General features: G+C 64.6%; 14 protein-coding genes. 7 read left to right on the top strand and 7 right to left on the bottom strand.

Going from position 1 to position 24,655, the window contains the following annotated elements:
- Positions 1-107 precede the first annotated feature (107 nt).
- Positions 108-6,200: a kinesin gene (locus YU3_RS0111280; protein ID WP_027166344.1), complete on the top strand. Its 6,093-nt coding sequence runs from the start codon at positions 108-110 to the stop codon at positions 6,198-6,200.
- Positions 6,201-6,389: 189 nt separating this feature from the next.
- Here the strand turns inward: YU3_RS0111280 and YU3_RS0111285 are convergent, their stop codons facing one another.
- The 4 genes from YU3_RS0111285 to YU3_RS0111300 are packed head-to-tail and all read right to left on the bottom strand — an operon-like array spanning position 6,390 to position 10,470.
- On the bottom strand, positions 6,390-7,043 hold the full coding sequence (locus tag YU3_RS0111285) for an ABC-type transport auxiliary lipoprotein family protein (RefSeq protein WP_051333915.1): 654 nt from the start codon (positions 7,041-7,043) through the stop codon (positions 6,390-6,392).
- Between the two features lie 37 nt (positions 7,044-7,080).
- The gene (locus tag YU3_RS0111290; RefSeq protein WP_027166346.1) at positions 7,081-8,454 is read right to left on the bottom strand and encodes an MlaD family protein; all 1,374 of its coding nucleotides are present in this window, start codon (positions 8,452-8,454) and stop codon (positions 7,081-7,083) included.
- Positions 8,455-8,468: 14 nt separating this feature from the next.
- Positions 8,469-9,281 (bottom strand): ABC transporter ATP-binding protein, encoded by an 813-nt coding sequence (locus YU3_RS0111295; RefSeq protein ID WP_027166347.1) that lies wholly within the window; start codon positions 9,279-9,281, stop codon positions 8,469-8,471.
- 1 nt (position 9,282) lies between these two features.
- The gene (locus YU3_RS0111300) at positions 9,283-10,470 is read right to left on the bottom strand and encodes an ABC transporter permease (protein ID WP_027166348.1); all 1,188 of its coding nucleotides are present in this window, start codon (positions 10,468-10,470) and stop codon (positions 9,283-9,285) included.
- Positions 10,471-10,547: 77 nt separating this feature from the next.
- Between YU3_RS0111300 and dgcA the strand changes: the two genes are divergently transcribed.
- Positions 10,548-11,528 carry an N-acetyl-D-Glu racemase DgcA gene (dgcA, locus tag YU3_RS0111305; protein ID WP_027166349.1) on the top strand — a complete coding sequence of 327 codons (981 nt, stop codon included), beginning with the start codon at positions 10,548-10,550 and terminating at the stop codon, positions 11,526-11,528.
- Here dgcA and YU3_RS0111310 read toward each other — a convergent pair.
- Together YU3_RS0111310 and YU3_RS0111315 are read right to left on the bottom strand one after the other, a co-directional pair.
- Positions 11,499-12,713, bottom strand: a complete 1,215-nt coding sequence (locus tag YU3_RS0111310) for an MFS transporter (protein ID WP_027166350.1) — start codon at positions 12,711-12,713, stop codon at positions 11,499-11,501. The two genes, dgcA and YU3_RS0111310, sit on opposite strands and share 30 nt — an antisense overlap.
- 163 nt (positions 12,714-12,876) lie before the next feature.
- Positions 12,877-13,707, bottom strand: a complete 831-nt coding sequence (locus tag YU3_RS0111315; RefSeq protein ID WP_027166351.1) for a UDP-2,3-diacylglucosamine diphosphatase — start codon at positions 13,705-13,707, stop codon at positions 12,877-12,879.
- A gap of 119 nt (positions 13,708-13,826) precedes the next feature.
- Here YU3_RS0111315 and YU3_RS0111320 point away from each other — a divergent pair, with 119 nt between their 5' ends.
- The 4 genes from YU3_RS0111320 to YU3_RS0111335 all read left to right on the top strand — a co-directional run bounded on the left by YU3_RS0111320 (position 13,827) and on the right by YU3_RS0111335 (position 18,873).
- Entirely contained in the window at positions 13,827-14,606 is a 780-nt protein-coding gene (locus tag YU3_RS0111320; protein ID WP_027166352.1) for an SDR family oxidoreductase, read from the top strand.
- Positions 14,607-14,771: 165 nt separating this feature from the next.
- Entirely contained in the window at positions 14,772-17,096 is a 2,325-nt protein-coding gene (locus YU3_RS0111325; RefSeq protein ID WP_027166353.1) for an NADP-dependent malic enzyme, read from the top strand.
- 88 nt (positions 17,097-17,184) lie between these two features.
- Positions 17,185-17,595, top strand: a complete 411-nt coding sequence (locus YU3_RS0111330; RefSeq protein WP_027166354.1) for an MAPEG family protein — start codon at positions 17,185-17,187, stop codon at positions 17,593-17,595.
- Between the two features lie 48 nt (positions 17,596-17,643).
- Positions 17,644-18,873, top strand: a complete 1,230-nt coding sequence (locus YU3_RS0111335) for a DUF2865 domain-containing protein (protein WP_027166355.1) — start codon at positions 17,644-17,646, stop codon at positions 18,871-18,873.
- Here the strand turns inward: YU3_RS0111335 and gltX are convergent.
- Complete coding sequence (gltX, locus tag YU3_RS0111340; RefSeq protein WP_027166356.1) at positions 18,791-20,164, bottom strand: glutamate--tRNA ligase; 1,374 nt, start codon at positions 20,162-20,164, stop codon at positions 18,791-18,793. The two genes, YU3_RS0111335 and gltX, sit on opposite strands and share 83 nt — an antisense overlap.
- A gap of 711 nt (positions 20,165-20,875) precedes the next feature.
- Here gltX and YU3_RS0111345 point away from each other — a divergent pair.
- Complete coding sequence (locus tag YU3_RS0111345; RefSeq protein WP_027166357.1) at positions 20,876-24,652, top strand: vitamin B12-dependent ribonucleotide reductase; 3,777 nt, start codon at positions 20,876-20,878, stop codon at positions 24,650-24,652.
- Positions 24,653-24,655 lie beyond the last annotated feature (3 nt).

Genomic DNA, 24,655 nt, shown 5'->3' on the forward strand with positions numbered 1-24,655 from the left:
GTCATTACGATACGAAGGTCCATTTTTCAGCCTCCTGCGCGGATCGACAAGCCAGAATCAGGCCAAAATCATAAGTCCCGCGGCAGCTAGTACAGGGTAGCGAAGGCATGGCTAAGAAACCAACGACGACGAAGTCTCTCGAGAATGACGTAGCCGCGGAACTGGAAAAGGCGCTTGACCTTGACCTTAACGGCGACGACGGCGGCCTCGACATGGCGGCGTCGATGGAGGATCTTGAAGCGCAGATCTCGGCGGCGGCCGACGAGCTGGCGCGCGAGGGCCGTAGCCAAAGGACGGAGCCTGCAAACAACGCTCAGGCGCCCGCGGCCAAGCCGGCCGAATTGCGTCCTATCGAGTCGCGCAATGCGCAGCAGCCAGCCGGCTTCACGCCCGCTGCCGGCTTCACGCCCGCCAATGACGACCGCCAGAAAGACTACAAGACGCTGCTGCACAGCCTCAACCGCCGCGCATCGAGCACAGTCTACTGGGTGATAGCCTTTGTCTCGCTGGCCTGGATCGCCGGCGCCGGCGGCCTGGCCAACCTTCTGTTCGGCCCGGGCATCTGGAATATCCGCACCGTCGACCAGTTCTTCGCCCGTCCCGAACTGATCGGCCTGGCAGTTGCCGCCATCGTTCCGGTGATCCTGTTCTGGGCGTTCGCCGCCATGATCCGGCGCGCGCAGGAAATGCGCATCGCCGCGCAGTCCATGACCGAGGTCGCCTTCCGCCTGGCCGAGCCCGAAAACCTCGCCCAGGATCGCGTCATGATGATCGGCCAGGCCGTTCGCCGCGAGGTGGCGGCCATGGGCGAAGGCATCGAGCGGACCTTGGCCCGCGCTGTCGAGCTCGAAACGCTCGTCCACGGCGAAGTCAGCCAGATCGAACGCTCCTATTCCGAAAACGAGGCCCGCATCCGTTCGCTGGTCGATGGTCTCGGCAGCGAGCGCGAAGCGGTCGTCACGCATGCCGAACGCGTGCGCGCCTCCATCGCGAGCGCTCACGAGACGCTGCGCGACGAGATCGGCTCGGCCAGCGACATCATCCGCGACTCTATCCTCAACGCGTCGACCAAGCTGTCGATGACGATCAACAATTCCGGCGACACGCTGATCGATCGCATCAATGAAAGCTCGACGTCGATCTTCGATTCCGTCGAATCGCGCCTGGACAACATCACCGACCGGCTTTCGACCTCCGGCGAGGCTTTCGCCAGCCTGCTCGACACCCGTATCGCCAAGCTAACCGACACGACGGACGGCCTCACCCGCTCGCTGACCGACCTGCTCGACGACCGCACCAACGGCATGGTCTCGCTGCTCGGCGGCGCGGCGCGCACCTTGAGCTCCGAATTCGAGACGAGCCTCGACGGCATCGAACGGACGCTGGCCGAACGCGGTCAGGCACTGATCAGCGAATTCCAGACCCGCGCCGAGGCGCTCGACACCGGTACGCAGAAGCTCAACGCCGCCCTCGAAGCGCGTGCCCGCCAGATCAACGAGACGCTGGTCGAGCGCGCCCGCGAGATCGCGCACACCTTCGCCGAAAGCAAGGACCACCTGTCGTCGATGATCGACCAGGGCAAGACGCAGATCGGCGCCGATATGGCGGACATCATCTCGTCGACCTCCTCCATGCTCGAGGCCCGGGCCACCGACTTCGCCGGGCGCATGGAAGCGGCTCGGCATGTTGTGTCGCGCTCGTTCGATTCCGATATCCAGCGGCTGGCCGATGCCCGTGTCGGCATCGAGGAAGCCGTCGAGAACCACAGCCGCAAGCTTTCGGAAAGTCGCGAACGCATGGCAGCCGCCATGCAGGAGGACCTGGCGAAATTCGCCGAGGGCCGCGTGGCGATTGATGCCGCCGTCACCGACCAGGTGCAAAAGCTGGCGGAAGGCCGCGGCCTGATCTCGCGCGCGCTGGAAGAAGACCTGCGCAAGGTGAACGAGTCGCGCGCCGCCATCGATGCTTCGCTGGGCAGCCATCTGGAGCAGCTCGAAGAAGGCCGCAACCGTCTGTCCCAGGCCTTGAACGAAGACTCCGGAAGACTCGTCCAAGCCCGTACAATGATTGACGAAATGGTCGCTGGCCACGTCGGGAAGCTGGCCGAGGGCCGCAACATTCTGGCGCGCGCCCTGGAAGCCGACCTCGGCAAGCTGGCCGACAGCCGCGCCGCGGTCGACGGCCTCGTCGCCGGTCAGGTCGAGAAGATCGCCGAAGGCCGCGCCGTGCTCGCCAAGGCGCTCGAAACCGATATCGTCGGCATCAGGAACCTGGTCGAAACCCACTCGACCAAGCTCGCCGAGGACCGCGGCGAGCTCAGCCGCGCGCTCGAGAGCGATCTGAGCGGCATCCGCGGCCTGATCGACAGCCACGCCGACAAGCTCGCCGAAGACCGCAGCCTGCTGTCGCAGACGCTGGAAGCCGACCTCGCCAAGCTCGCCGACAGCCGAGCCTCGATCGACGGGCTGGTCGCCGGCCAGGTCGAGAAGCTCGCCGAGGGCCGCGATATCCTCAGGCGCGCCCTTGAGGCCGATCTCAACACCATCAAGGGTGCCATTGCGGGACACTCCGACAAGCTGCAGGAGGATCGCGCGCAGCTTTTGAAGGCTCTCGACGCCGACCTGCAGGCGGTCAGTGGCGCTGTCGCCGATCATCAGAACAGGCTCGTTCAGGACCGTTCGGTGCTGTCGAAGTCGCTGGAAGACGACCTCGCCAAGCTGGCGGAGAGCCGCTCCAGCATCGACGGGCTGGTCGCCGGTCAGGTCGAAAAGCTCGCCGAGGGCCGCGACATCCTCAAGCGGGCGCTGGAAGCCGACCTCAACACCATCCAGGGCGCGATCGTCGATCATTCGCAGAAGATCACCGACCAGCGCGCCGAGCTTTCGCGCACGCTTGACGCCGATATGGCCAATGCCAGCGGCCTCATGCAGACCCATGCCGACCAGCTGTCGCAAAACCGTGCGACGCTGTCCAAGGCGCTCGAAGACGACCTCGCCAAGCTTGCCGAGAGCCGAGCCTCGATCAATGGCCTGGTATCCGGCCAGGTCGAGAAGCTCGCCGAAGGCCGCGACATCCTCACCCGCGCTCTTGAAGCCGACCTTGCCAAGCTGGCCGAGGGCCGTGCCTCGATCGATGGCCTGGTGTCCGGCCAGGTCGAGAAGCTCGCCGAAGGCCGCGATATCCTCAAGAGAGCTCTTGAAGCGGACCTTCAGAGGTTGAGGGAAAGCCGCTCGGAGATCGACGACGTCATCGCCGGTCATGTTGGCAAGCTGTCCGAAAGCCGCGACATGCTGGCCAGGGCCTTGGAGGACGATCTCGTCAAGCTCGCCGATGCGCGCAAAGACGTCGACCGTTCGGTTTCCGGGCATATCGACCAGATCGCCGCCAGGAGCAGCGACATCTCGGCGGCGATTGCCGCCGACGTCGAGAAGATCGAGCAGGCCTTCAGCCGGCAGACCGGTGTCATCGAGGAGCGCGCCGGCACCATGGAACGCGCGCTGTCGACCGGTGTCGACAATGTGCGCGGCGTGCTGGAGAAGACCGCAGTCTTCGTGGCCGGAGCGCTGCGCGACAAGGTCATGGAAATCACCAGCACCCTGCATGAGCAGGCCGGTGCTGCCTTCAGCGACGCCGATCGCAAGATCGCCGAACGCGCCGAGCAGACGTCCGCCGCGCTGCTTTCCCGAGCCGAGGATATCGCGCAGGCCTTCGAGGCAGCGGACCGCCGCCTGCACGAACGCGCCCAGGATACGTCCAACATGCTGATGGCGCGCGCCGACGATGCGTCGAACTCGCTTATGGCCCGCGCCGAGGAAACCGCCGACAAGCTGGCCAGCCGCGCCGGCGAGATCGCCAACACCTTCGACGCCGCCGACCAGAAGCTGGTTGCCCGCGCCGTCGAAACGGCGCAGTCGCTTGCCGCGCGTGCCGGCGACATCCTGCGCAACTTCGAGGGCGCCGACGAGCGGCTCGCGATGCGCATCAGCGAATCGGCCGAAGCACTGGCCGCCCGCGCCTCCGATCTGGGCCGCATCTTCGACGGCGCCGACCAGCAGCTCATGTCGCGGATTGCCGAAGGCTCGGAAGCGCTTTCCGCCCGCGCCGGCGAAATCGGCCGCATCTTCGACGACGCCGACAACCGCCTGGTGTCGCGCATCGCCTCGAGCAGCTCGACCATCGGCGAGCATGCCGACACGATCGTCGGCGCCTTCGCCGCCACCGAGCAGCGTGTCGCCGACCGCGCCCGCCAGACTGGCCAGGAGCTTGCCGTGCATGCCCGCGAGATCGAACAGGCGCTGGCCGGCGCCGACGAGCGGCTTGCCGCGAGCGCCGCCGCCGCCGCAGCCCGTGTCGAGGACCACGTCGCGAGCGTGGAAAACCGTCTCTCCTATAGCGCTGAAACGATGGGCCAGAAGCTCAACGAGCAGGTCTCCAGTGCCGAGGCCCAGCTCATCTCGCGTGCCAATGTCATTGCCGAGACCTTCACGGCGGTCGGCCAGCATATCGGCCAGAGCACCAACGAGGCGGCGCGGACGATCGGCTCGAACACCCGAGAGCTCAACACCATGCTGGCCGCGCGTTCGGCCGAAATGGCGAAGATCCTCGACGAGACGGCCAGGCCGCTGGTCGAGCGCTTTGCCCAGGGCGGCTCGGAGCTGCAACGCAGCATGGAAGAGGTCACCGAGCGGGCGACCGAAAAGCTGCGCAGCGAAAACGCGGCCCTCGTCAACGCGCTGGCCGGCCGCACCGCCGAGACGCTTTCCGCCGTCGAAGGCGCGCGCTCGTCGCTTGCCGACAGCGTGGCCGACCTCATCGGCCGCATGACGACCTCGAGCGCGCAGCTCGGCCAGCTCATCGAGCAGGCCGCCGTCAACCTCGGCCAGGTCGAGGAACGGCTCACCGGCAGCACGCAGAGCTTCGCCACGACCACGGAGAAGGCAGCCCAGACCTTCGCCAGCTCCGCACGACTGGTCGATTCCAACACGACGCGGCTGACCGACCTGTCCTCGGCGACGCTGCGCGAGGTGGCCTCGATCGCGACCAAGTTCGACGAACACAGCCGGCTGCTCTCCAGCGCCTCGAATCTGCTCAGCTCCGCGCAGAGCAATCTGGAGCACACGCTGGAGCGCCAGTCCTCGCTGGAGGACCTCGCCGTCGGCCTGGTCAAGAAGTCGGAAGACCTCGAGAAGGTGATGCGTTCCTTCGAGAACCTCGTCGGTCAGACGATGCAGACCGCGGAGGGCCGCACGATGGAGTCGGCGGAAAAGATCCGCACCGCCATCGCCGATGTCGTCGATTCGGCAACGCGCCGCTTTGCCGACGCGACCGAGGAGATGCGCCGCACCGCCAGTTCCATCAAGAGCGAGCTCGACCTTACCCGCGCCGAACTGAAGAAGGGCGTCATCGAGATGCCGGAGGAGGCCAAGGAATCGACTTCGGCCATCCGCCGCGCCGTCTCCGAACAGATCAATGCGCTCAAGGAACTTTCGGATATCGTTGCGAAATCCGGTCGCAGCGGCAGCAGCGAGCAGGGCGAGCCCCGCGGCCTGCGCCCTGCTCCGCAGGCGCCGGCCCGTGCCGCCGAACCGCCTCTGCGCCGGCCGCCGGCCCCGCAGCCGCAGTCGCAGCCGCAACCAACGGCTCGCGCTCCGCAGGCGCCGCTCGCCGAGACCACGCTGCGCGGCACGCTCGATCTGGAACGTCCCGCCGAGGCGCCGCGCCGCGAACCGAACGGCAAGACGCAGCAGGGCGGCTGGGTGCGCGACCTGCTGACCAACGCCTCGCGTGAGGAAGAGCTGCGGCCGGTGGCACCGGTGGAAGCGCCTCGGGCGACGCCTGCCCAGCGCTCGCCGCTGCATGTCATGGAGTCGCTCAACTCGCTCTCCGTCGACATCGCCCGCGCCATCGACCATGACGCCTCGATCGAGCTCTGGAATCGCTACCGGCGCGGCGAGCGCGACGTGTTCACGCGTCGCCTCTACACGCTGAAAGGCCAGCAGACCTTCGACGAGATCCGTCGGAAATACCAGGCCGAGGCGGAATTCCGTGCCGCGGTCGACCGCTACTGCGAAGACTTCGAGAAGCTGCTCAAGGATGTCTCGCGCAACGACCGCGACAACATCATGGCGCAGACCTACCTTACGTCGGACACCGGCAAGGTCTACACCATGCTGGCCCACGCCAGCGGCCGGTTGCAGTAACGCACAGCGGATCGAGGACACGAAAAAGGCGGGCCGAAAGCCCGCCTTTTTCGTTCCGTGATTTGTCGGCATAATGCATGTCGCCCAGAAGTGTGCAGCGGTTCTGGGACAACGACATGCATTGAAACAGAGACTTAAAAGCGCGGCGCCTGAATCCGTTTCAGCGCAACGCGCTTTAGCCGAGTTCGCTCAGATCGTTGAATCCGTCCAGCGGACGATGTCCTTGGCCGCCTCGCCGAAGGCGTTGTCCAGCGCACTGACATAGGCGGGATTGCCGTTGCCGGAAACCGGCGCGCTCGCTGTGAAGTTCTTGGAGGCGCGCACCTCGCCGTTGCGGTCGTTGAGGATGCGCACGAACAGGTCGACATCGGCATGCTCGCCGCCATTGACGCGCACCTCGAAGGAGCGCACCTCGACGATGATCTGGTAGTCGATCGCCAGTCCCTCGCCCGGCTTGCCGACCCCGGCAAAGCTGCCGGAGCGCTGAAACGTCTCGGCCAGTCTCGCCTGCACGATCAGCGGCAGCCGGTCCGCCCATTGCGCGCCCTTGAGGAACTGGATGGACTGGTCCGACGGCCTGATGACGATGTTCTGGCTGTCCAGCGCCTTGAGCGCCGCCGGCTGGGCGATCAGGATCTGGCGACGGCTGTGCGCATGCACGTCGACCGACGGCGCGGACAATTCAAACGTGTCGAGCGGCGCCGGCTTGCCGCCCAGGGCCGCGCAACCGGCAACCGTAAGCACCAGCAGCACCGCCGCGGACGATCTCAAACTACCCGCCACCACCCTGACCGACTTCACGCGTGATCCCCGTTGTCCCCGGATCTTACGATCAACCCGCATTTGCGGTTCATTTTCTTGACGGTCGCGGCGGCCGAAGTCAACGGCGCGCCCTTCCGTCGAACTGTCTGACCTCGCCTTCGCCGCCCGAGAGAATGCGCTGCGGATTGCGGCTGAGGTCGGTCACCGCCTCCTCGATGCGGTTGATCGAGCGCCGGCTGTCCTGCACCAGCGCTTCCACATTCTGTAGCCCCGAGCCAGAGAAGCGCGACAGATTGTCGACGATGGTGCCGAGGCGGGAGTTCAGCGTGTCGGCCACCTGCTTGAAGGATTTCAGCGTCGCCCTGGCATCGGCCATCACGCCGTTGGCCTCGCCGGAACCGAGCAGCTTGTCGACCTTGGCCAGGATGCCGTCGACGCGCACCGAGGCATCGTTCAGGCGTTGCGCGAGCTGATGGGCGTCCTTGATAGTCTCATTGATGTCGTCGGAACGGTTGGCGATCTTGTCGGTGACCTTGGCGATGTCCGACGCCGCCTTGTCGGCATTGGCGCTCGCCTTCTGGATGTTGGCCAAAGCGGCCTTGACGTCGGCCGGATCGATGCCGTCGAGCACGCCGTTGACCTTGGCCAATGTCCCTTGCGTCTGCTTGGCGAAAACGTTGATCGAGCCGACCGCGGTGTTGACGTTGTCGATGACGGTATCGAACTGCTTGCTGGTTTCTTTCAGGTTCGTCGTCACCGTGTCGACATTGGCCACGATGCTCTTGATCTGGTCCTTGTCGACGGAATTGAGCAGGCCTTCGGCGGCCTTCAGCGTGCTGTCGAGCCGGCCCGAGACGTTCTTGAGCTGGTCCGAAAGCGAGCTCACCGCCGACAGGAACTTGTCGATGCCATCGGAATTCTTTGCCAGCGCGTCCGAGAAGGTCTCGACGTTCTTGACCGTATTCGTCAGCGGACCGCGAACGTCCTTGGTGAAACCTTCGAGATCGCTGAGCACCTTGTCGGCGCGGGTAAAGATATTCTGGGCCGTCTGCAGAAGGTTGGTGACCGCGGACGGATTGGCGACGATTTCGGCGACCTTGCCTTCCTTCTCCGCTTCGTCGAGGAGCCGGGTTTCCTTCGGGTCGGCGCCCTTGAGCTCGATATTGGCCTGGCCGCTGAGGCCGGTTAGTCCGATATCGGCCTGCGTCGACTTGGTGATCGGCGTCCAGCGGGCGATTTCGGTGTCGGCGATGGCGACGGTCGGATCGTCGCCGTCGATATAGACGTTTTTCACGTCACCCACCCTGACGCCGTTGAACAGCACCAGGCTGCCGCGGCTGAGGCCGGAAGCCGAACCTGGAATGCGTACGCGCAGCATCGCGGTTTCGCCCCTGTCGCCGATCGCGGCCGTCCAATAGACGAAGGCGAAGGCCGCCAGGATCGCACCCAGCGTGAAGATGCCGACAATTACGTAGTTGGCTCTTGTTTCCATCGCCCCACTTATGGCTATGCGCGCGCCGCAAGATCAAGTTGCCGGGCGCGTTTTCCGCGGAAATAGGATTTCACCCACGGCTCGTCGCTCTTCAGCATGTCGTCGATCGTGCCTTCGACCAGCACCTTCTTCTTGCCGAGCACCGCCACGTGGTCGCAGGCGGTGAACAGCGTGTCGAGATCGTGCGTGACCATGTAGACGGTCAGGTCCATCGTGTCGCGCAGCTTGACGACCAGTTCATCGAATTCGGCGGCACTGATCGGATCGAGCCCGGAGGTCGGCTCGTCGAGAAAGACGATGTCGGGATCGAGTGCCAAGGCGCGCGCCAGCGCCGCCCGCTTGATCATGCCGCCGGAAAGCTCGGAGGGAAATTTCTGCGCGGCATCGGGCGGCAGCCCGACCAGCTCGATCTTGAGCATGGCAAGCTCGTCCATCAGCGCCTTGGGCAGGTCGAGATATTCGCGCATCGGCACCTGCACATTCTCCAGCACCGTCAGCGCCGAAAACAGCGCGCCATGCTGGAAAAGCACGCCAAGCCGCATATCGATGCGCAGGCGGTCGGCGTCGCTTGCCTTGTCGACGTCGACGCCGAACAGGCTGATCGTCCCCGATTGCTTCGGCATCAGCCCCAGTATGGTGCGCAACAGCACCGACTTGCCGGCGCCCGAGGCGCCGACGAAGCCAAGGATCTCTCCGCGCTTGATGTCGAGCGAAAGCTTGTCGAGGATCAACTTGTCGTCGATTGCCACGGTGACATTGCGAACCGAAAGCACGACCTCGTCGTCATTCGCATGCTCCGCTGCCGCCACGCCGTTGCCGTTCACCATCTCAGAACCCGATCGCTGCGTAGAACATGGCGAAAAGCCCGTCGAGGATGATGACGACGAAGATCGACTTCACCACCGAAGCGGTGACGTGCAGGCCGAGCGATTCGGCGCTGCCGCCGACTTTCATGCCCTCGACCGACGCGATGATGCCGATGATCAAGGCCATGAACGGCGCCTTGATCAGCCCGGCAAAGATGGTGCTGAGATCGATGGCGACGCGCAGCCTGTCGATGAACGCGGCCGGAGGGATGTCGGAATAGAGCCAGGCGGCGACGATGCCGCCGCCGAGCGCGGCGAAATTGGCGATGATGGTGAGGCAGGGCAGCCCGATCACCAGGGCGACGAGCCGTGGAAAGACCAGCACGCCGATCGGATTGAGGCCGATCACCTTCAGCGCGTCGACTTCCTCGCGCATTTTCATCGAGCCGATCTCGGCCGTGATCGCGCTGCCGGAGCGTCCGGCGAGCATGATCGCCGTCATCAGCACGCCGAGCTCGCGCAGGATCAGCACGCCGACGAGGTCGACGACGAAAATGTTGGCCCCGAAATAGCTGAGCTGATAGGCGCCCTGCTGGGCAACGATGGCGCCGACGATGGCCGACATCAGCACCACCACCGGTATCGCGCCGACGCCCATGCGATCGATCTGGTTGAAGATCGCGGCCGGGTTGACCGCGTGCCCACGGCCGAGCTTCATCTGCGCGCCGCGGATCGTGGCGCCGAGGATGTTCATCGAGGCGAAGAAATCGTCGCGCATCTCGTAGACCTGCCGGCCAACCAGCTCCAGCGCGCGCAGGATGATGTTGGGCGGCCCGGACGGGCCCGGTTCAGGCTCGCGGCGGACCGCGTCGCCGACGGCGCCGAGCAGGATCGAAGCGATCTCGCTCTGCCCCTGCAAATGGACCTCGACGCCTTTCTTCTCGAAGGCGCTGGCCAGCCGGTCGATCAGCCAGGCGCCGGCCGTGTCCATCTTCTCGACATGGGAAAGGTCGAGCATCAGCTGTTTTGCGCCGCTTCTCTGCTCGATCTTGCGCATGTCGGCATCGACCAGCGCGACGGTGCGCGTCGTCCACACGCCGGAAAAGGCGCAGCCCAGCACACCGCCTTCCTCGCCCACCGCAATGCGTGGCCGGTGCTCGGCGTCCCTGGCGGCCCCGCCGCTTGCGTCGCGTTTGCGGATGGTCAACATGGCGTCCTGTTTAGCCTGACGCGACTGGCGTGTCGATTTGCCGGCAGACCTGTGTCGCACAGCCGGAGAAGAAAATTATGACGCGTGTCATTTCGGTCGAAATGGAGCGATTCCCGATCGCCGGCACCTTCACCATCTCACGCGGATCCAAAACCGAGGCCGAAGTCATCACCGTAACGATCGCTGACGGCGGACGTTCCGGGCGCGGTGAGTGCGTGCCCTACAAGCGCTACGGCGAAACCATGGCGGGCGTGTATGCGGCGATCGAAGCGATGCGGGGGCAGATAGCCGGCGGCATAAACAGGATCGCGCTGCTTCAAGCCATGCCCGCGGGCGCAGCGCGCAACGCCATCGACTGCGCCCTATGGGACCTCGACGCCAAGCTGACCGGCACGCCGGTGGCGGCAGCGATCGGCGTCCTTCCGACCAAGCCACTGGAAACCGCCTACACCCTGTCGCTCGCCGAGCCGGAGGCCATGGCAGCACAGGCGCGCGCCAATGCCACGCGGCCCTTGCTCAAGGTCAAGATCGGTGGCGACAACGACATGGCGAGGATTCGCGCCGTGACGGAGGCCGCTCCCGAAAGCCGCATCATCCTCGATGCCAATGAGGGCTGGACCGATGGCAATATCGAAGCCAACCTCGCTTTCGCCGCCGAGCACCGCATTGCGTTGATCGAGCAGCCATTGCCGGCGGGCAAGGACGCCGTATTGGGCCGGATCGCGCATCCGGTGCCGATCTGCGCCGACGAAAGCGTGCAAGCAAGCGGACTCGGTTCCCTGGTCGGCCTCTACGATGCCGTCAACATCAAGCTCGACAAGGCGGGCGGCCTGACCGAGGCCCTGAAACTGCGCGACCGTGCGCGCGAACTGGGATTCGGCATCATGGTGGGTTGCATGGTCGGCACCTCGCTCGCCATGGCGCCGGCGGTGCTGCTGGCGCAGGATGCCGACTTCGTCGACCTCGATGGCCCGCTGCTTCTGGCGCGCGATCGCGAGCCCGGCCTTGTCTACCAGGGATCGCTCGTTTCACCGCCCGAGCCGGCGCTGTGGGGCTGAGCGCGCGGCAAGGCCGATCAGCACTATGCCGATGATCGCGATCGGGATCATCGCCAGGAAACCGTCGACGCCCAAGCGCTCATAGAGCGGACCGGAAGCAAGCGTCACAGCGGCCATGAAGAAGCCGTTGAAGAAATAGGCAATGCCTTGCGCGGCGCCCGTGCGCTCTTCGGAAACCGTCTCGCCGATCATCTTCTGCAGGCCGATCAGCACCATGGCGACGGACACCGAATGCAGCGACTGGACGAGGAAGAAGCCGGGAATGCCAAGGCCGAGCGGCCAGACCAATGGAAAGGCGATCCAGCGCACGACCGAGCCGACGCCGGCGATCAACATCACTCTGGCGACCGAGATGGATCCGAAAATACGGTTGAAAAACAGGAACATGCAGACTTCGGATACCACGCCCCAGGCCCATAGCAGGCCAACGATGGAATCGCCGATGCCGATCGATTTCCAGTAGATCGACACGAAACCATAGAGGAAGGCGTGGCTGGCAGTGATGATGCCGACGCCAAGCGTGAAATAGAGGAAATAGGCATTGAACAGGCTGGGCGCCTGGTGCTGGATTTCGGTCGCTGACAACGGCGAGGCCTTCCGCGGCCGCCCAAGGCGCGGCGCCAGCAATGCTGCCGCGAGAGCACCGCCAAGTGACACCAGGATGATGACCGGGACCGCCTGCGGGCCGGTGGCGGCGAGAATGAATCCGCCCGCGAGATTGGCGCAGAGATACGCGATGGAGCCCCATTTGCGCATGGCGGTGTAGTTCGAGCCGAAGCGCCGCACGCCCGACAGCGCCAACGAATCGGCCATCGGCGAATGCGGCGTCCAGACGATCGTAAAAAGCAGCGACACCGCAAGCACGATCGCGTAGGTGGCCGGCAGGAAGTAGCCGGCCGAGACGATCATCGAGCCGGCGACCAGCGCGATATAGACATTGGCGCGGTCCTTAGCCCGATCCGCAAGCGCCGTCAGCATCGGCGTCGTCACCACGCGCAGGAACATCGGCGCCGCCAGGATGACGGCGATCTGCTCGGCATGAAAACCTTTCGCCTGCAGCCAGAGCGGGAAATAGGGCAGATGCGTGCCTTGCGACACGAACAAGGTCGCGAAGATCAGGCTCATGCGCAGTTCGAAATGGCTGGGCTTGACGAGTTGCTCAGGCGACAAAGGCGGCAGCGACATGAATCGATCCAATTGCGCTGCATTCGACGGACCGCAACGCGTCTCGATCCCTAACATGCGGCAAAGCGCGGCGGAACTGTCTGGACTAATCGATCGGCGGTAAAGCTGTTGAAGACAGCCGCCCAGGTCGAACTGGTCAGCCAATCTCGGCAGGCAGGTGCGTTCAGGCCGCCTGCGCCGCCCTGCCCTTGAGGTCGATGATGTCGACCGGCACCAGCACATCCTCGTCGGCCGAGGATTCGGGCAGCACATGCGCCCAGGTCAGGATCTCCATGCGGCCGTCGAAATGCTCGACCACCGCGGTGCAGCTCTCCACCCAGTCGCCGGTGTTGATGTACTGCACCTCGCCATAGGTCTCGATTGCCGCATGATGGATGTGGCCGCAGATCACGCCGTCGACATGCGAACGCCGCGCTTCCTCGGAAAGCACGGTCTGGAACGAGCCGATGAAATTCACCGCCTTCTTCACCTTGACCTTGGCCCAGGACGAGAACGACCAGTAAGGCAAGCCTAGCAGGTGGCGCAGCTTTGTCACCACTCGGTTGACTGTCATCGCCGCGTCATAGGCATAGTCGCCGAGATAGGCGAGCCAGCGCTGGTTGTGCACCACCGTGTCGAACTGGTCGCCATGGATGACCAGCAGGCGGCGGCCGTCGGCGGTTTCGTGGATGGCGCGGTCGGCGACGACGATGCCGCCGAAATGCACGCCCTGGAACTGGCGGGCGAACTCGTCGTGGTTGCCGGCGATATAGGTTATCGAGGCGCCCTTGCGCGCCTTGCGCAGCAGCTTCTGTATGACATCGTTGTGGCTCTGCGGCCAATGCCAGCTGCGCCGCAGCCGCCAGCCGTCGACGATATCGCCGACCAGATAGATGATTTCGGCGTCGTGATGGCGCAGGAAGTCGATCAGAAAATCGGCCTTGGCCGCCTTGGACCCGAGATGTACGTCCGAGATGAACAGGGCGCGGAAAGTGCGGGGCTCTGGGACTGACATCACGATTTACCCGTTGCTTTCGCGTGCCTATGCCCCGATTCATGCAACAACCGTATGACGGTTGCGGTTGGTCCAGCTCAAGCGCTAGCTTGCGCCGCAATTCATCAGGAGAAATCAGCATGGATCTCGGCATTCGCGGCAAGAAGGCCATCGTCTGCGCCTCGAGCAAGGGGTTGGGGCGCGGCTGCGCCATTGCGCTGGCCGAAGCCGGCGTCGATCTCGTCGTCAACGGCCGCAACGCCGAGCTTCTGGCGAAGACCGCAAAGGACATCCGCGACAGGTTCGGCGTGAAAGTGATCGAAGTTGCCGGCGACGTGTCTAAGCCCGACGTGCAGAAGGCGATCCTCGACGCCTGCCCCGATCCGGACATCCTGGTCAACAACAATGGCGGCCCGCCGCTGCGCGATTTCCGCGAACTCGACCGCGCAAAGATCCTTGATGGCGTGACGCAGAACATGGTGACGCCGATCGAGCTCATCCAGGCGGTGATCGACGGCATGGCCAAGCGCGGCTTCGGCCGCATCGTCAACATCACCTCGCTGTCTGTGTATGTGCCGATTCCCGGCCTCGATCTGTCGTCCGGCGCACGGGCCGGCCTGACCTCGTTCCTCGCCGGCGTGGCGCGTACCGTGATCGACCGCAACGTCACCATCAACAGCCTGCTGCCCGGCAAGCTCGATACCGATCGCCTGCGCGGCCCGCATGAGGCCGGCACAGCCGAAGACCCGGCCGCGGCCGCCGCGCGCAAGGCTCGCATCAGCGCCGACGTGCCGGCAAAGCGTCTCGGCACGCCGGAGGAATTCGGCCAGATCTGCGCCTTCCTGTGTTCGGTCCATGCCGGCTACCTCACCGGCCAGAACATCCCGGTCGACGGCGGTCTCTACGTCAGCGCGTTCTGATCACCGCCAATCCAAAAGGCTTGAGGCTCGCAGGCCAACCGGCTGGAATCGATTGATTATTTTCGCTCCGGCATTGTGAAGGCCGGAGCCCGCGATTTGCCGTCGCGAACACTCGCCGTCACGTGCTAGAAGGCGTGAAAGCAGACAGCAAAGGGAGGGGCCGCGATGGACGGCGAGAGCAAGAAAACGGCCCGGTCGGACCTCGACGAGGCCGCCCTCTTCTTTCACAAGCACCCGACACCGGGAAAGCTCGAAATCCAGGCGACGAAGCCGCTCGGCAACCAGCGCGACCTGGCGCTTGCCTATTCGCCGGGCGTGGCGGCGCCCTGCCTCGAAATCCGCGACGATCCCGCAACCGCGGCCGACTACACGGCGCGCGCCAACCTTGTCGGCGTCGTCTCCAACGGCTCCGCCGTGCTTGGCCTGGGCAATATCGGCCCGCTCGCCTCCAAGCCGGTGATGGAAGGCAAGGCGGTGCTGTTCAAGAAATTCGCCGGCATCGACGTCTTCGACATCGAGATCGACGCACCCGAGATCGAGCGCATGGTCGAGACCGTCGCCGCGCTCGAGCCGACCTTCGGCGGCATCAACCTCGAGGACATCAAGGCCCCGGAATGCTTCGAGGTCGAGGAGCGGCTGAAGGCCCGCATGGGCATCCCGGTCTTCCACGACGACCAGCACGGCACGGCGATCATCGTTGCCGCCGCCGTGCTCAATGGGCTGGAACTGGCCGGCAAGGCGATTGCCGACATCAAGATCGTCACGTCCGGCGCGGGTGCCGCCGCACTTGCCTGCCTCAACCTGCTGGTCTCGCTCGGCGCAAGGCTCGAAAACATCTGGGTCACCGACCGTTTCGGTGTCGCTCATAAGGGCCGCGTCGAGGAGATGGATCGCTGGAAAGACCCGTATGTGAAGGAGACGCAAGCGCGCACGCTCGCCGACGTCATCCCCGGCGCCGACGTCTTCCTCGGCCTCTCCGCCGCCGGCGTGCTGAAGCCCGAGCTCTTGCAGCACATGGCGCCGAAACCGCTGATCCTGGCTTTGGCCAATCCCAACCCCGAGATCATGCCGGAAGTGGCAAGGGCCGCGCGCCCGGACGCCATGATCTGCACGGGGCGCTCGGATTTTCCCAATCAAGTCAATAACGTGCTGTGCTTTCCTTACATCTTCCGCGGCGCGCTCGATTGCGGCGCAAGCGCCATCAATGAGGAGATGAAGATGGCGGCGGTACGCGCGATCGCCGCCCTTGCCCGCGAGGAGCCTTCGGATGTCGCGGCGCGCGCCTATTCCGGCGAGACGCCGATGTTCGGTCCCGATTTCCTGATCCCCTCGCCCTTCGATCCGCGCCTTATCCTGCGCATCGCGCCGGCGGTGGCGAAGGCTGCCTGCGACAGCGGCGTCGCGACGCGGCCGATCGCCGACTTCGCCGCCTATATCGACAAGCTCAACCGCTTCGTCTTCCGCTCCGGCCTGGTGATGAAGCCGGTGTTTTCCTCGGCCAAGACGTCGAGCGCCAAACGCGTCATCTATGCCGACGGCGAGGACGAGCGCGTGCTGCGCGCCGCGCAGGTCGTGCTGGAGGAAGGCATTGCCGAGCCGACCCTGATCGGCCGCCCGCATGTGGTTGAGGTCAGGCTGAAGCGTTACGGTCTGCGCATCCGGCCGGGTGTCGATTTCGCCCTTATCAATCCGGAAGACGATCCGCGCTACCGCCACTATGTCGATCTGTTGATCGAACTCGCCGGCCGGCGCGGCGTGACGACGGAAGCCGCCCGCACCATGGTGCGCACCGACAACACGGTCATCGCTGCCCTGGCGCTGAAGCGCGGCGACGCCGACGCCATGGTCTGCGGCCTCGAAGGCCGCTTCGAGCGGCATCTGCGCAACGTCACGCTCATCATCGGCGCCCGCGCCGGCATCACGGATATGGACCTGTCGACGCTGTCGATGCTGATCTCGCAGCGCGGCATCATCTTCCTCACCGACACCCACGTCTCGGTCGACCCGACGGCGGAGGAGATCGCCGAAATGACCGTGCTGGCGGCGGAGGAAATCCAGCGCTTCGGCATCGAGCCGAAGGCGGCGCTGCTGTCGCATTCGGATTTCGGCTCGCGCGATTCGCCGAGCGCGCTGAAGATGCGCCGCGCGGCGGAAATCCTCGGCCGCATCGCGCCCGGTTTGCAGTGCGACGGCGAGATGCATGCCGATACCGCGCTGTCGGAGCATCTGCGCCAGCGCGTCTATCCGCATTCGCGGCTGAAGGGCGAGGCCAATTTGCTGGTCTTCCCGAACCTCGATTCGGCCAACATCACGCTGACCGCGCTGCGCGCCATGATGGATGCGCTGCATGTCGGGCCGATCCTGCTCGGCACCGACAAGCCCGCGCATATATTGACGCCGTCGGTGACCTCGCGCGGCGTCGTCAACATGACCGCGCTCGCCGTCGTCGAGGCAGCGCACAAGGCGCAGGCAATCGTCGATCTGGGCTGAGGACGGCTCTGGCCGAAGCACCGATGCTGCTTCATCGTAAAGTTTCGATATTCAAGTGGGAAAGACGACGGGCAGCTGCGAGGGTTGAATGAGCTTCGAACTGGCCATGCTCGCCGCAAGTTGCGTGCTCTGTTTCATTCACATTGTTCTCGCCTCGCATTCGGCGAGCGTCCAGCGAGGCTATCGCTGGACGGCCAGCGCCCGAGACGCCGAAGTCCCTCCGCTCACAGGGATTGCAGGGCGCCTGGAAAGGGCACTGCGCAACTTCGTCGAGACATTCCCGGTGTTCGTGGCGGCGGTTTTTCTTGTCCATGCGGTTAGCCACGAGGCCGCTCTTAGCAAGTGGGGAGCCGGGCTCTATTTTTCGGCAAGGCTGGTCTATCTTCCGCTCTATGCATTCGGCGTTCCCCTGCTCCGCTCGCTAGTTTGGAACGTCGCGTTTGTTGGGATTGTCATGCTTTTGCTGGCATCGGTGTGGCCTTTACTAGGGAACAGTTAACCACGAACGCGGTAACGTTCCTGCCAGGGCAATCGGGATTCCAGGCGGATGAAAGGGTTGAAGCTGACCCACCTTGCGGTGCTGCTTGCAGCACTCGCCGCGTCGGCTGGCGCCGTGACCCAATCCCAGGCGGCCTCGCGCATTTGCAGGCAACTCGAAGCCGAACTCGCGGCCGCACGCGGTGGTGGCGGCGGGCCCGGTATCGTCCGCAAATATGATGATGCCATCCAGCGCCAGCGCGAGCAGTTGGCGAAAGCCCGGAGCCGGGCGGGCGACGCCAATTGCGGCTTCACGCTGTTCTCGCGCAATGTCAGCCAATGCGCGGCGATCAATGCCGCGATAGAGCGCATGAACGCCAATCTCGATACTTTGCAGGCCAAGCGCGAGCGGCTGGCCGCCGGCGGCACGCGCCGCGACCGCAGCCGCATCCTGGCGGCGCTCGATGCCAATGGCTGTCGCGACGACGAGATCGCGCCGCGCCACGCCCCGCTTCAGGAAGCCGCTCGCGACAATGGCGGTGGCAATCTTTTCGAGCAGCTGTTCGGACGCCAGGATCGGCAACTCGAAACGCCCGATGCCTCCGATATACCGGACTCGGCGGACATACCGCCCGATGATCCGAGCGTGCGCAACATCCGCCGAGTCATCAACCAGCCGGACGGCATGGATCTGCCGCGGTTGGGCGGCGAGTTCCGCACGATGTGCGTGCGCACCTGCGACGGCTACTTCTTTCCGATGTCGAACGCCGCCTCTGTCGGCGACTTCGAGCGCGACCAGAAGAACTGCGAATCGAGCTGCCCTGGCACCGAGGTGCAGGTCTTCTATACGCGTGGAATGGATGACGACTCGGGGTCGATGACCTCCTCGGTGACCGGCCAACCCTACAGCGAGCTGCCGACGGCCTATCTCTACAAGCAGGCCAATTTCTCGCGGCCGCCGACCTGCGGCTGCAACGCGCAGGCCAGCAATGGCAACTTCACGATCATCGGCGGCAACCCGCCCAATCCCGAGCAGTCGCAGCCTGACGGCGGGGCAGCGTCATTCGTCCCGGTGCCGGCGACCAAGCCCGATCCCGGCGCGGATCCGGAAACGCTCGCCAACATTGAAGGCGGGCTCGACCGGGACGCGATCAGGCGGCTGACCACCAAGGTGCCGGTGTCGCCTGTCTCGGCGCTGCCGCCGGACCAACGCAAGGTCAGGGTCGTCGGGCCAGCGTTCCTTCCCGACCCATCAGCGGCAATAGATCTGAAAGCTCCGGCCCCGAAGTCCGCCCGGTGAGCGCCAGTCTCAGCGGCATGAACAGCGGCTTGCCTTTGCGCCCCGTTGCTTCCTTGATCTTGCCGGTCCAGTCCTTCCAGACCGTCCCGTTCCAGGGCTCCTCCGGGAGAACGTCAAAGGCCTGATTGAGAAAGTCGCGGTCCTCGCCGGAAAATTCGGCTGGTTCCTGCGGGCCGTCGCTCAGGATCCTCCACCAGGCGACCGCGTCCGACAAGCGGTCGAGGTTGCCGCGCACCGCCATCCAGAACGGCTCGGCCTTGTCGCCGGAAATGCCCAGCACAATCAGTCGGTCGCGCGCTTCCTCGAACGACATGCGGTGCATCAGCGTGCGGTTGAGCACGAAGAGTTCGTCCGGGTCGAACTTGGAGGCGGACTTCGACGTCGCCGCCGGGTCGAAATGGCCGGCAAGCTCGTTGAGATCGTGCGCGGCGGTGACATTCTCCGACGTGCCGACGAGCACGGCCAGCGAAGCGACCGCCATTGGTTCGATGCCGTCCGAGCGCAGGCTTTCGATCGACAGCGCACCGCTGCGCTTCGACAGCCCCTCGCCCGACACGGTGGTGAGCAGATTGTGGTGGCCGAAGACCGGCGGCTCTGCGCCGAGCGCCTTGAAGATGGCGATCTGCACGCCGGTGTTGGTGACATGGTCGTCGCCACGAATGACATGGCTGACGCCCATCTCGATGTCGTCGACCACCGAAGGCAGCGTGTAGAGATAGGTGCCGTCCTCGCGCATCAGGATAGGATCCGACAGCGAGGCAAGGTCGACCGTCTCCTCGCCGCGCACCAGGTCGTTCCAATGCACTTCCGTGCGCTCCGGCTGCAGCGGATCGCTGGTGAAATTGGGCAGCAGGAAGCGCCAGTGCGGGCGCCGCCCATCGGACTGGTATTCGGCGACCTGCTCGGGCGTCAGCGTCAGCGCCTCGCGGCCGTAGACCGGCGGCAGGCCGCGCGTGCGGCGCACCTTGCGGCGCAGATCGAGTTCTTCCGGCGTTTCATAGCAGGCATAAAGCACGCGCGCCGCTTTCAGCCGCTCGACCGCCGCGTCGTAGATCTCGAAGCGGCGCGACTGGTACGCGGTGACATCCGGGAAGATGCCCAGCCAATGCAGGTCGTAAAGGATGGAATCGGCATATTCCTGCGTCGAGCGGGCAATGTCGGTATCGTCGAAGCGCTGGATGAAGCGGCCCTTGTTGTTCATGGCGAAAAGCCAGTTGAACAGCGCGGTGCGCGCGTTGCCGATATGGATGCGGCCGGTCGGCGATGGTGCAAAACGTACGGTAACTGTCATGAGCGGGGCGTAACGGATGCTTTTGGTGTTGACAAGGCGCGCCGCCGCGCGAACGCAACAGATAGTGCAAGCCACCTAAAATGAAAAGCCGCCGGCCCGACACGCTTCGCGGCAACCCGATAAACCTCGTCAAGTGCCTGCGAAGCCGGGCTTCGCATGTCCCCGTTATCCACATATGTGACACACAAGATGTTGGGGTCACAAAAGCTACGCAAACGAATCCTTGACGGGTCAGACCGAGTCGCTTTTTATAGGCCATGCGCTCCTGTTGCGGGCGCGACCGGAGAGTTTTGAGGCCGGTCTTTTTTCCCGGATTTTGTGCGTTTTGCCCGGATTTCCGCCTGTTCACGAGGCTGGCGGAAGCGTTGGGATCGTTAGGGCTTGGGTGGGCGAAAGGGAGAATTGTCGGCCTGGAAAAAATGATCTGTTAACACTATATTTAGTGTTTGCAGGCAGGCTCGACGCTAGATAGTGTGAACCTCCCTCTACGGAGGGAATCGACAAAAGTTTCAGTTTGAGGGACCCGCGGGTCGGCCGGCAACCTGGGTAAGCGCCTGGAAAGGCGTTTGCTTGTGTGCATGGCTGCGCCCGCGACGAGGAGAGTGTCGGCGTCGCCTGCGATGCCGGCAAACGGCGGACTGCGCTTTTCGCTGAACAGGGCAGCAATCCCTGGGGAAAAGCGCTATATATAGACACAAAGGGACCGGACCAATGCGCATCGAGCGTCGCTTCACCAAGCCAGACCAGTCAGCCTATGCGGAGATCGAATTCCGCAAGGCCCTGTCGGAGATCAAGAATCCCGACGGCTCGGTGGTGTTCCGCTTGGACAACATCGATGTGCCGGCCCAGTTCAGCCAGGTCGCGGCCGACATCCTGGCCCAGAAATATTTCCGCAAGGCCGGCGTGCCGGCACGGCTGAAGAAGGTCGAGGAGAACGACGTTCCCTCCTTCCTGTGGCGTTCGGTTGCCGACGAGGCCGGGCTCGCCAAGCTGCCCGAGGCCGAGCGCTACGGTTCGGAAACCGATGCCCGCCAGGTCTTCGATCGGTTGGCCGGCACCTGGACTTACTGGGGCTACAAGGGCGGTTACTTCAAGTCGGAGGATGACGCGCGCGCCTTCCGCGACGAGCTTGCCTTTATGCTGGCCACCCAGCGCGTCGCGCCGAACTCGCCGCAATGGTTCAACACCGGCCTGCACTGGGCCTATGGCATCGACGGCCCGAGCCAGGGCCACTTCTATGTCGATCCCTTCACCGGCAAGCTGACCAAGTCGAAATCCTCCTACGAGCACCCGCAGCCGCATGCCTGCTTCATCCAGGGCGTGCAGGACGATCTCGTCAACGAGGGCGGCATCATGGATTTGTGGGTGCGCGAGGCGCGCCTGTTCAAATACGGTTCCGGCACCGGCTCGAACTTCTCCATGCTGCGCGGCGAAGGCGAAAAACTGTCCGGCGGCGGACGCTCATCCGGCCTGATGAGCTTCCTCAAGATCGGCGACCGCGCGGCCGGCGCCATCAAGTCGGGCGGCACGACGCGCCGCGCCGCCAAGATGGTCATCGTCGACGCCGACCATCCCGATATCGAGGAATTCATCGACTGGAAGGTCAACGAGGAGCAGAAGGTCGCCTCGCTGGTGACCGGCTCGAAGATCGTCAAGAAGCACCTCGAAGCGATCATGAAGGCCTGCGTCAATTGCGAAGGCCATGACGACGACTGCTTCGACCCGGCTTTGAACACCGCGCTGAAGCGTGAGATCAAGGCGGCCAAGAAGGATGCCGTGCCGGAGAACTACATCTACCGGGTCATCCAGTTCGCCAAGCAGGGCTACACCTCGATGTCGTTCAAGACCTACGACACCGACTGGGATTCGGACGCCTACCTCACCGTCTCCGGCCAGAACTCCAACAACTCGGTGTCGCTGAAGGACAATTTCCTGCGCGCCGTGGAGGCCGATGGCGACTGGCAGCTCACCGCCCGCAAGGACGGCAAGGTGCTGAAGACGCTGAAGGCGCGCGACCTGTGGGAAAAGATCGGCTATGCCGCCTGGGCATCGGCCGATCCCGGCCTGCACTTCAACACGACGATGAACGACTGGCACACCTGCGCTTCCGCCGGTGCGATCCGGGCCTCCAACCCGTGCTCGGAATACATGTTCCTCGACGACACGGCCTGCAATCTCGCTTCGATCAACCTTCTGCCCTATCGCAACGCGGACGGCACGATCGACATCGCCGCTTACGAGCACACCGTGCGCCTGTGGACCGTCGTGCTCGAAATCTCGGTGATGATGGCGCAATTCCCGTCGAAGGAGATCGCCAAGCTCTCCTACGACTACCGCACACTCGGCCTCGGCTACGCCAATATCGGCGGCCTGCTGATGACCTCGGGCATACCTTATGACTCCGACGAGGGCCGCGCCATCTGCGCCGCGCTCACCGCGATCATGACCGGCGTCGCCTATTCGACCTCGGCCGAAATGGCCTCCGAACTCGGCGCCTTCCCGGACTATGACCGCAACGCCCAGAACATGCTGCGCGTCATGCGCAACCACCGCCGCGCTGCTTACGGAGACAAGGACGGCTACGAGAAGCTTGCCGTCAATCCGGTGCCGCTGGTTGCCTCCGACCTCAAGCAGCAGGCGCTGGCCGAGCATGCCCGCGCCGCCTGGGACCGCGCCATCGAGCTCGGCGAGGAGCACGGCTACCGCAACGCGCAGGCAACCGTGATCGCGCCGACCGGCACGATCGGTCTCGTCATGGACTGCGACACCACCGGCATCGAGCCCGACTTCGCCCTGGTGAAGTTCAAGAAGCTCGCCGGCGGCGGCTACTTCAAGATCATCAACCGCGCCGTGCCGGAGGCGCTCAGGACGCTGGGCTATTCCGAAAGCCAGATCGCCGAGATCGAGGCTTACGCGGTCGGCCACGGCAACCTCAACCAGGCGCCCGGCATCAACCCGCCCGCGCTCAAGGCCAAGGGCTTCACCGACGAGAAGATCGCGGCGCTCAACGCAGCCCTGAAGTCGGCCTTCGACATCAAGTTCGTCTTCAACCAGTGGACGCTCGGCGCCGACTGGGTGAAGGAGACGCTCGGCTTCACCGACGAGCAGCTCTCCGACATCTCCTTCGAGATGCTGCCGGCGCTGGGCTTCTCCAAGAAGGACATCGACGCCGCCAACATCCATGTCTGCGGCGCCATGACCCTGGAAGGCGCCCCCTTCCTGAAGGCCGAGCACCTGCCGGTGTTCGACTGCGCCAGCCCCTGCGGCAAGATCGGCAAGCGCTCGCTGTCTATCAACAGCCACATCTTGATGATGGCGGCGGCGCAGCCCTTCATCTCGGGCGCCATCTCCAAGACCATCAACATGCCCAACGATGCGACCGTCGAAGACGCCAAGGGCGCCTACATGCTGTCCTGGAAGCTGGCGCTGAAGGCCAACGCCCTCTACCGCGACGGCTCAAAACTGTCGCAGCCGCTCAATGCCTCGCTGCTCGCCGATGGCGAGGAGGATGAGGACGAGGCGGTCGAGCAGCTGATCGCCGCGCCCGCCGCGCAGCGCGCCGTGCAGGTGACCGAAAAGATCGTCGAGCGCGTCATCGAGCGGCTCTACCGCGACCGCGAAAAACTGCCGAACCGCCGCAAGGGCTACACCCAGAAGGCCGTCGTCGGCGGCCACAAGGTGTACCTGCGCACCGGCGAGTTCGACGACGGACGCTTGGGCGAGATCTTCATCGACATGCACAAGGAAGGTGCCGCCTTCCGCGCCATGATGAACAACTTCGCCATCGCGATTTCGCTCGGCCTGCAATATGGCGTGCCGCTCGACGAATATGTCGAGGCCTTCACCTTCACCAAGTTCGAGCCGGCCGGCATGGTGCAGGGCAACGACGCGATCAAGAACGCGACGTCGATCCTCGACTACGTGTTCCGCGAGCTCGCCGTGTCGTACCTCGCCCGTCACGACCTCGCCCATGTCGACCAGTCGGACTTCGACAAGACAGCACTTGGCCGCGGCATCACCGAAGGCAAGGCGACGCCCTTCTCCAAGGGCCTGACGCGCGGCGTTTCGCCGGTGAAGCTGGTGTCGGGCGTGGGTTCCGATCCGAAGGGTTTTGGCGGTTCGGCCCCGACGACCGCCCCTGCCCGCGCCGCACCCACCGCTTTCGCCGGTTCCAACGTGCTGGCCCTGAAGCCGGCAAGCGACGAGGCGCTTGCCTACAAGCGCGACTATGAGGAGCGCGCCAGGGAACTGACCGAGGAGATCGTCGAACAGGAAGCCGAGGCCGCCGGCGGCGTGGAAGCGCTGTTCACCGACGCCGCCGCCAACGAGGCCGCCGACGCCAAGAAGCTCGCCGCGACCAGGCGCCAGCAGTCGCTGCTCCAGGGCTACACCGGCAACGAATGCTCCGAGTGCCACAACTTCACCATGGTGCGGAACGGCACCTGCGAGAAGTGCGACACGTGTGGATCGACGAGCGGGTGCAGCTGAGAC

It is taken from the genome of Mesorhizobium sp. WSM3224, from assembly GCF_000427725.1.
Lineage (GTDB): Bacteria > Pseudomonadota > Alphaproteobacteria > Rhizobiales > Rhizobiaceae > Mesorhizobium.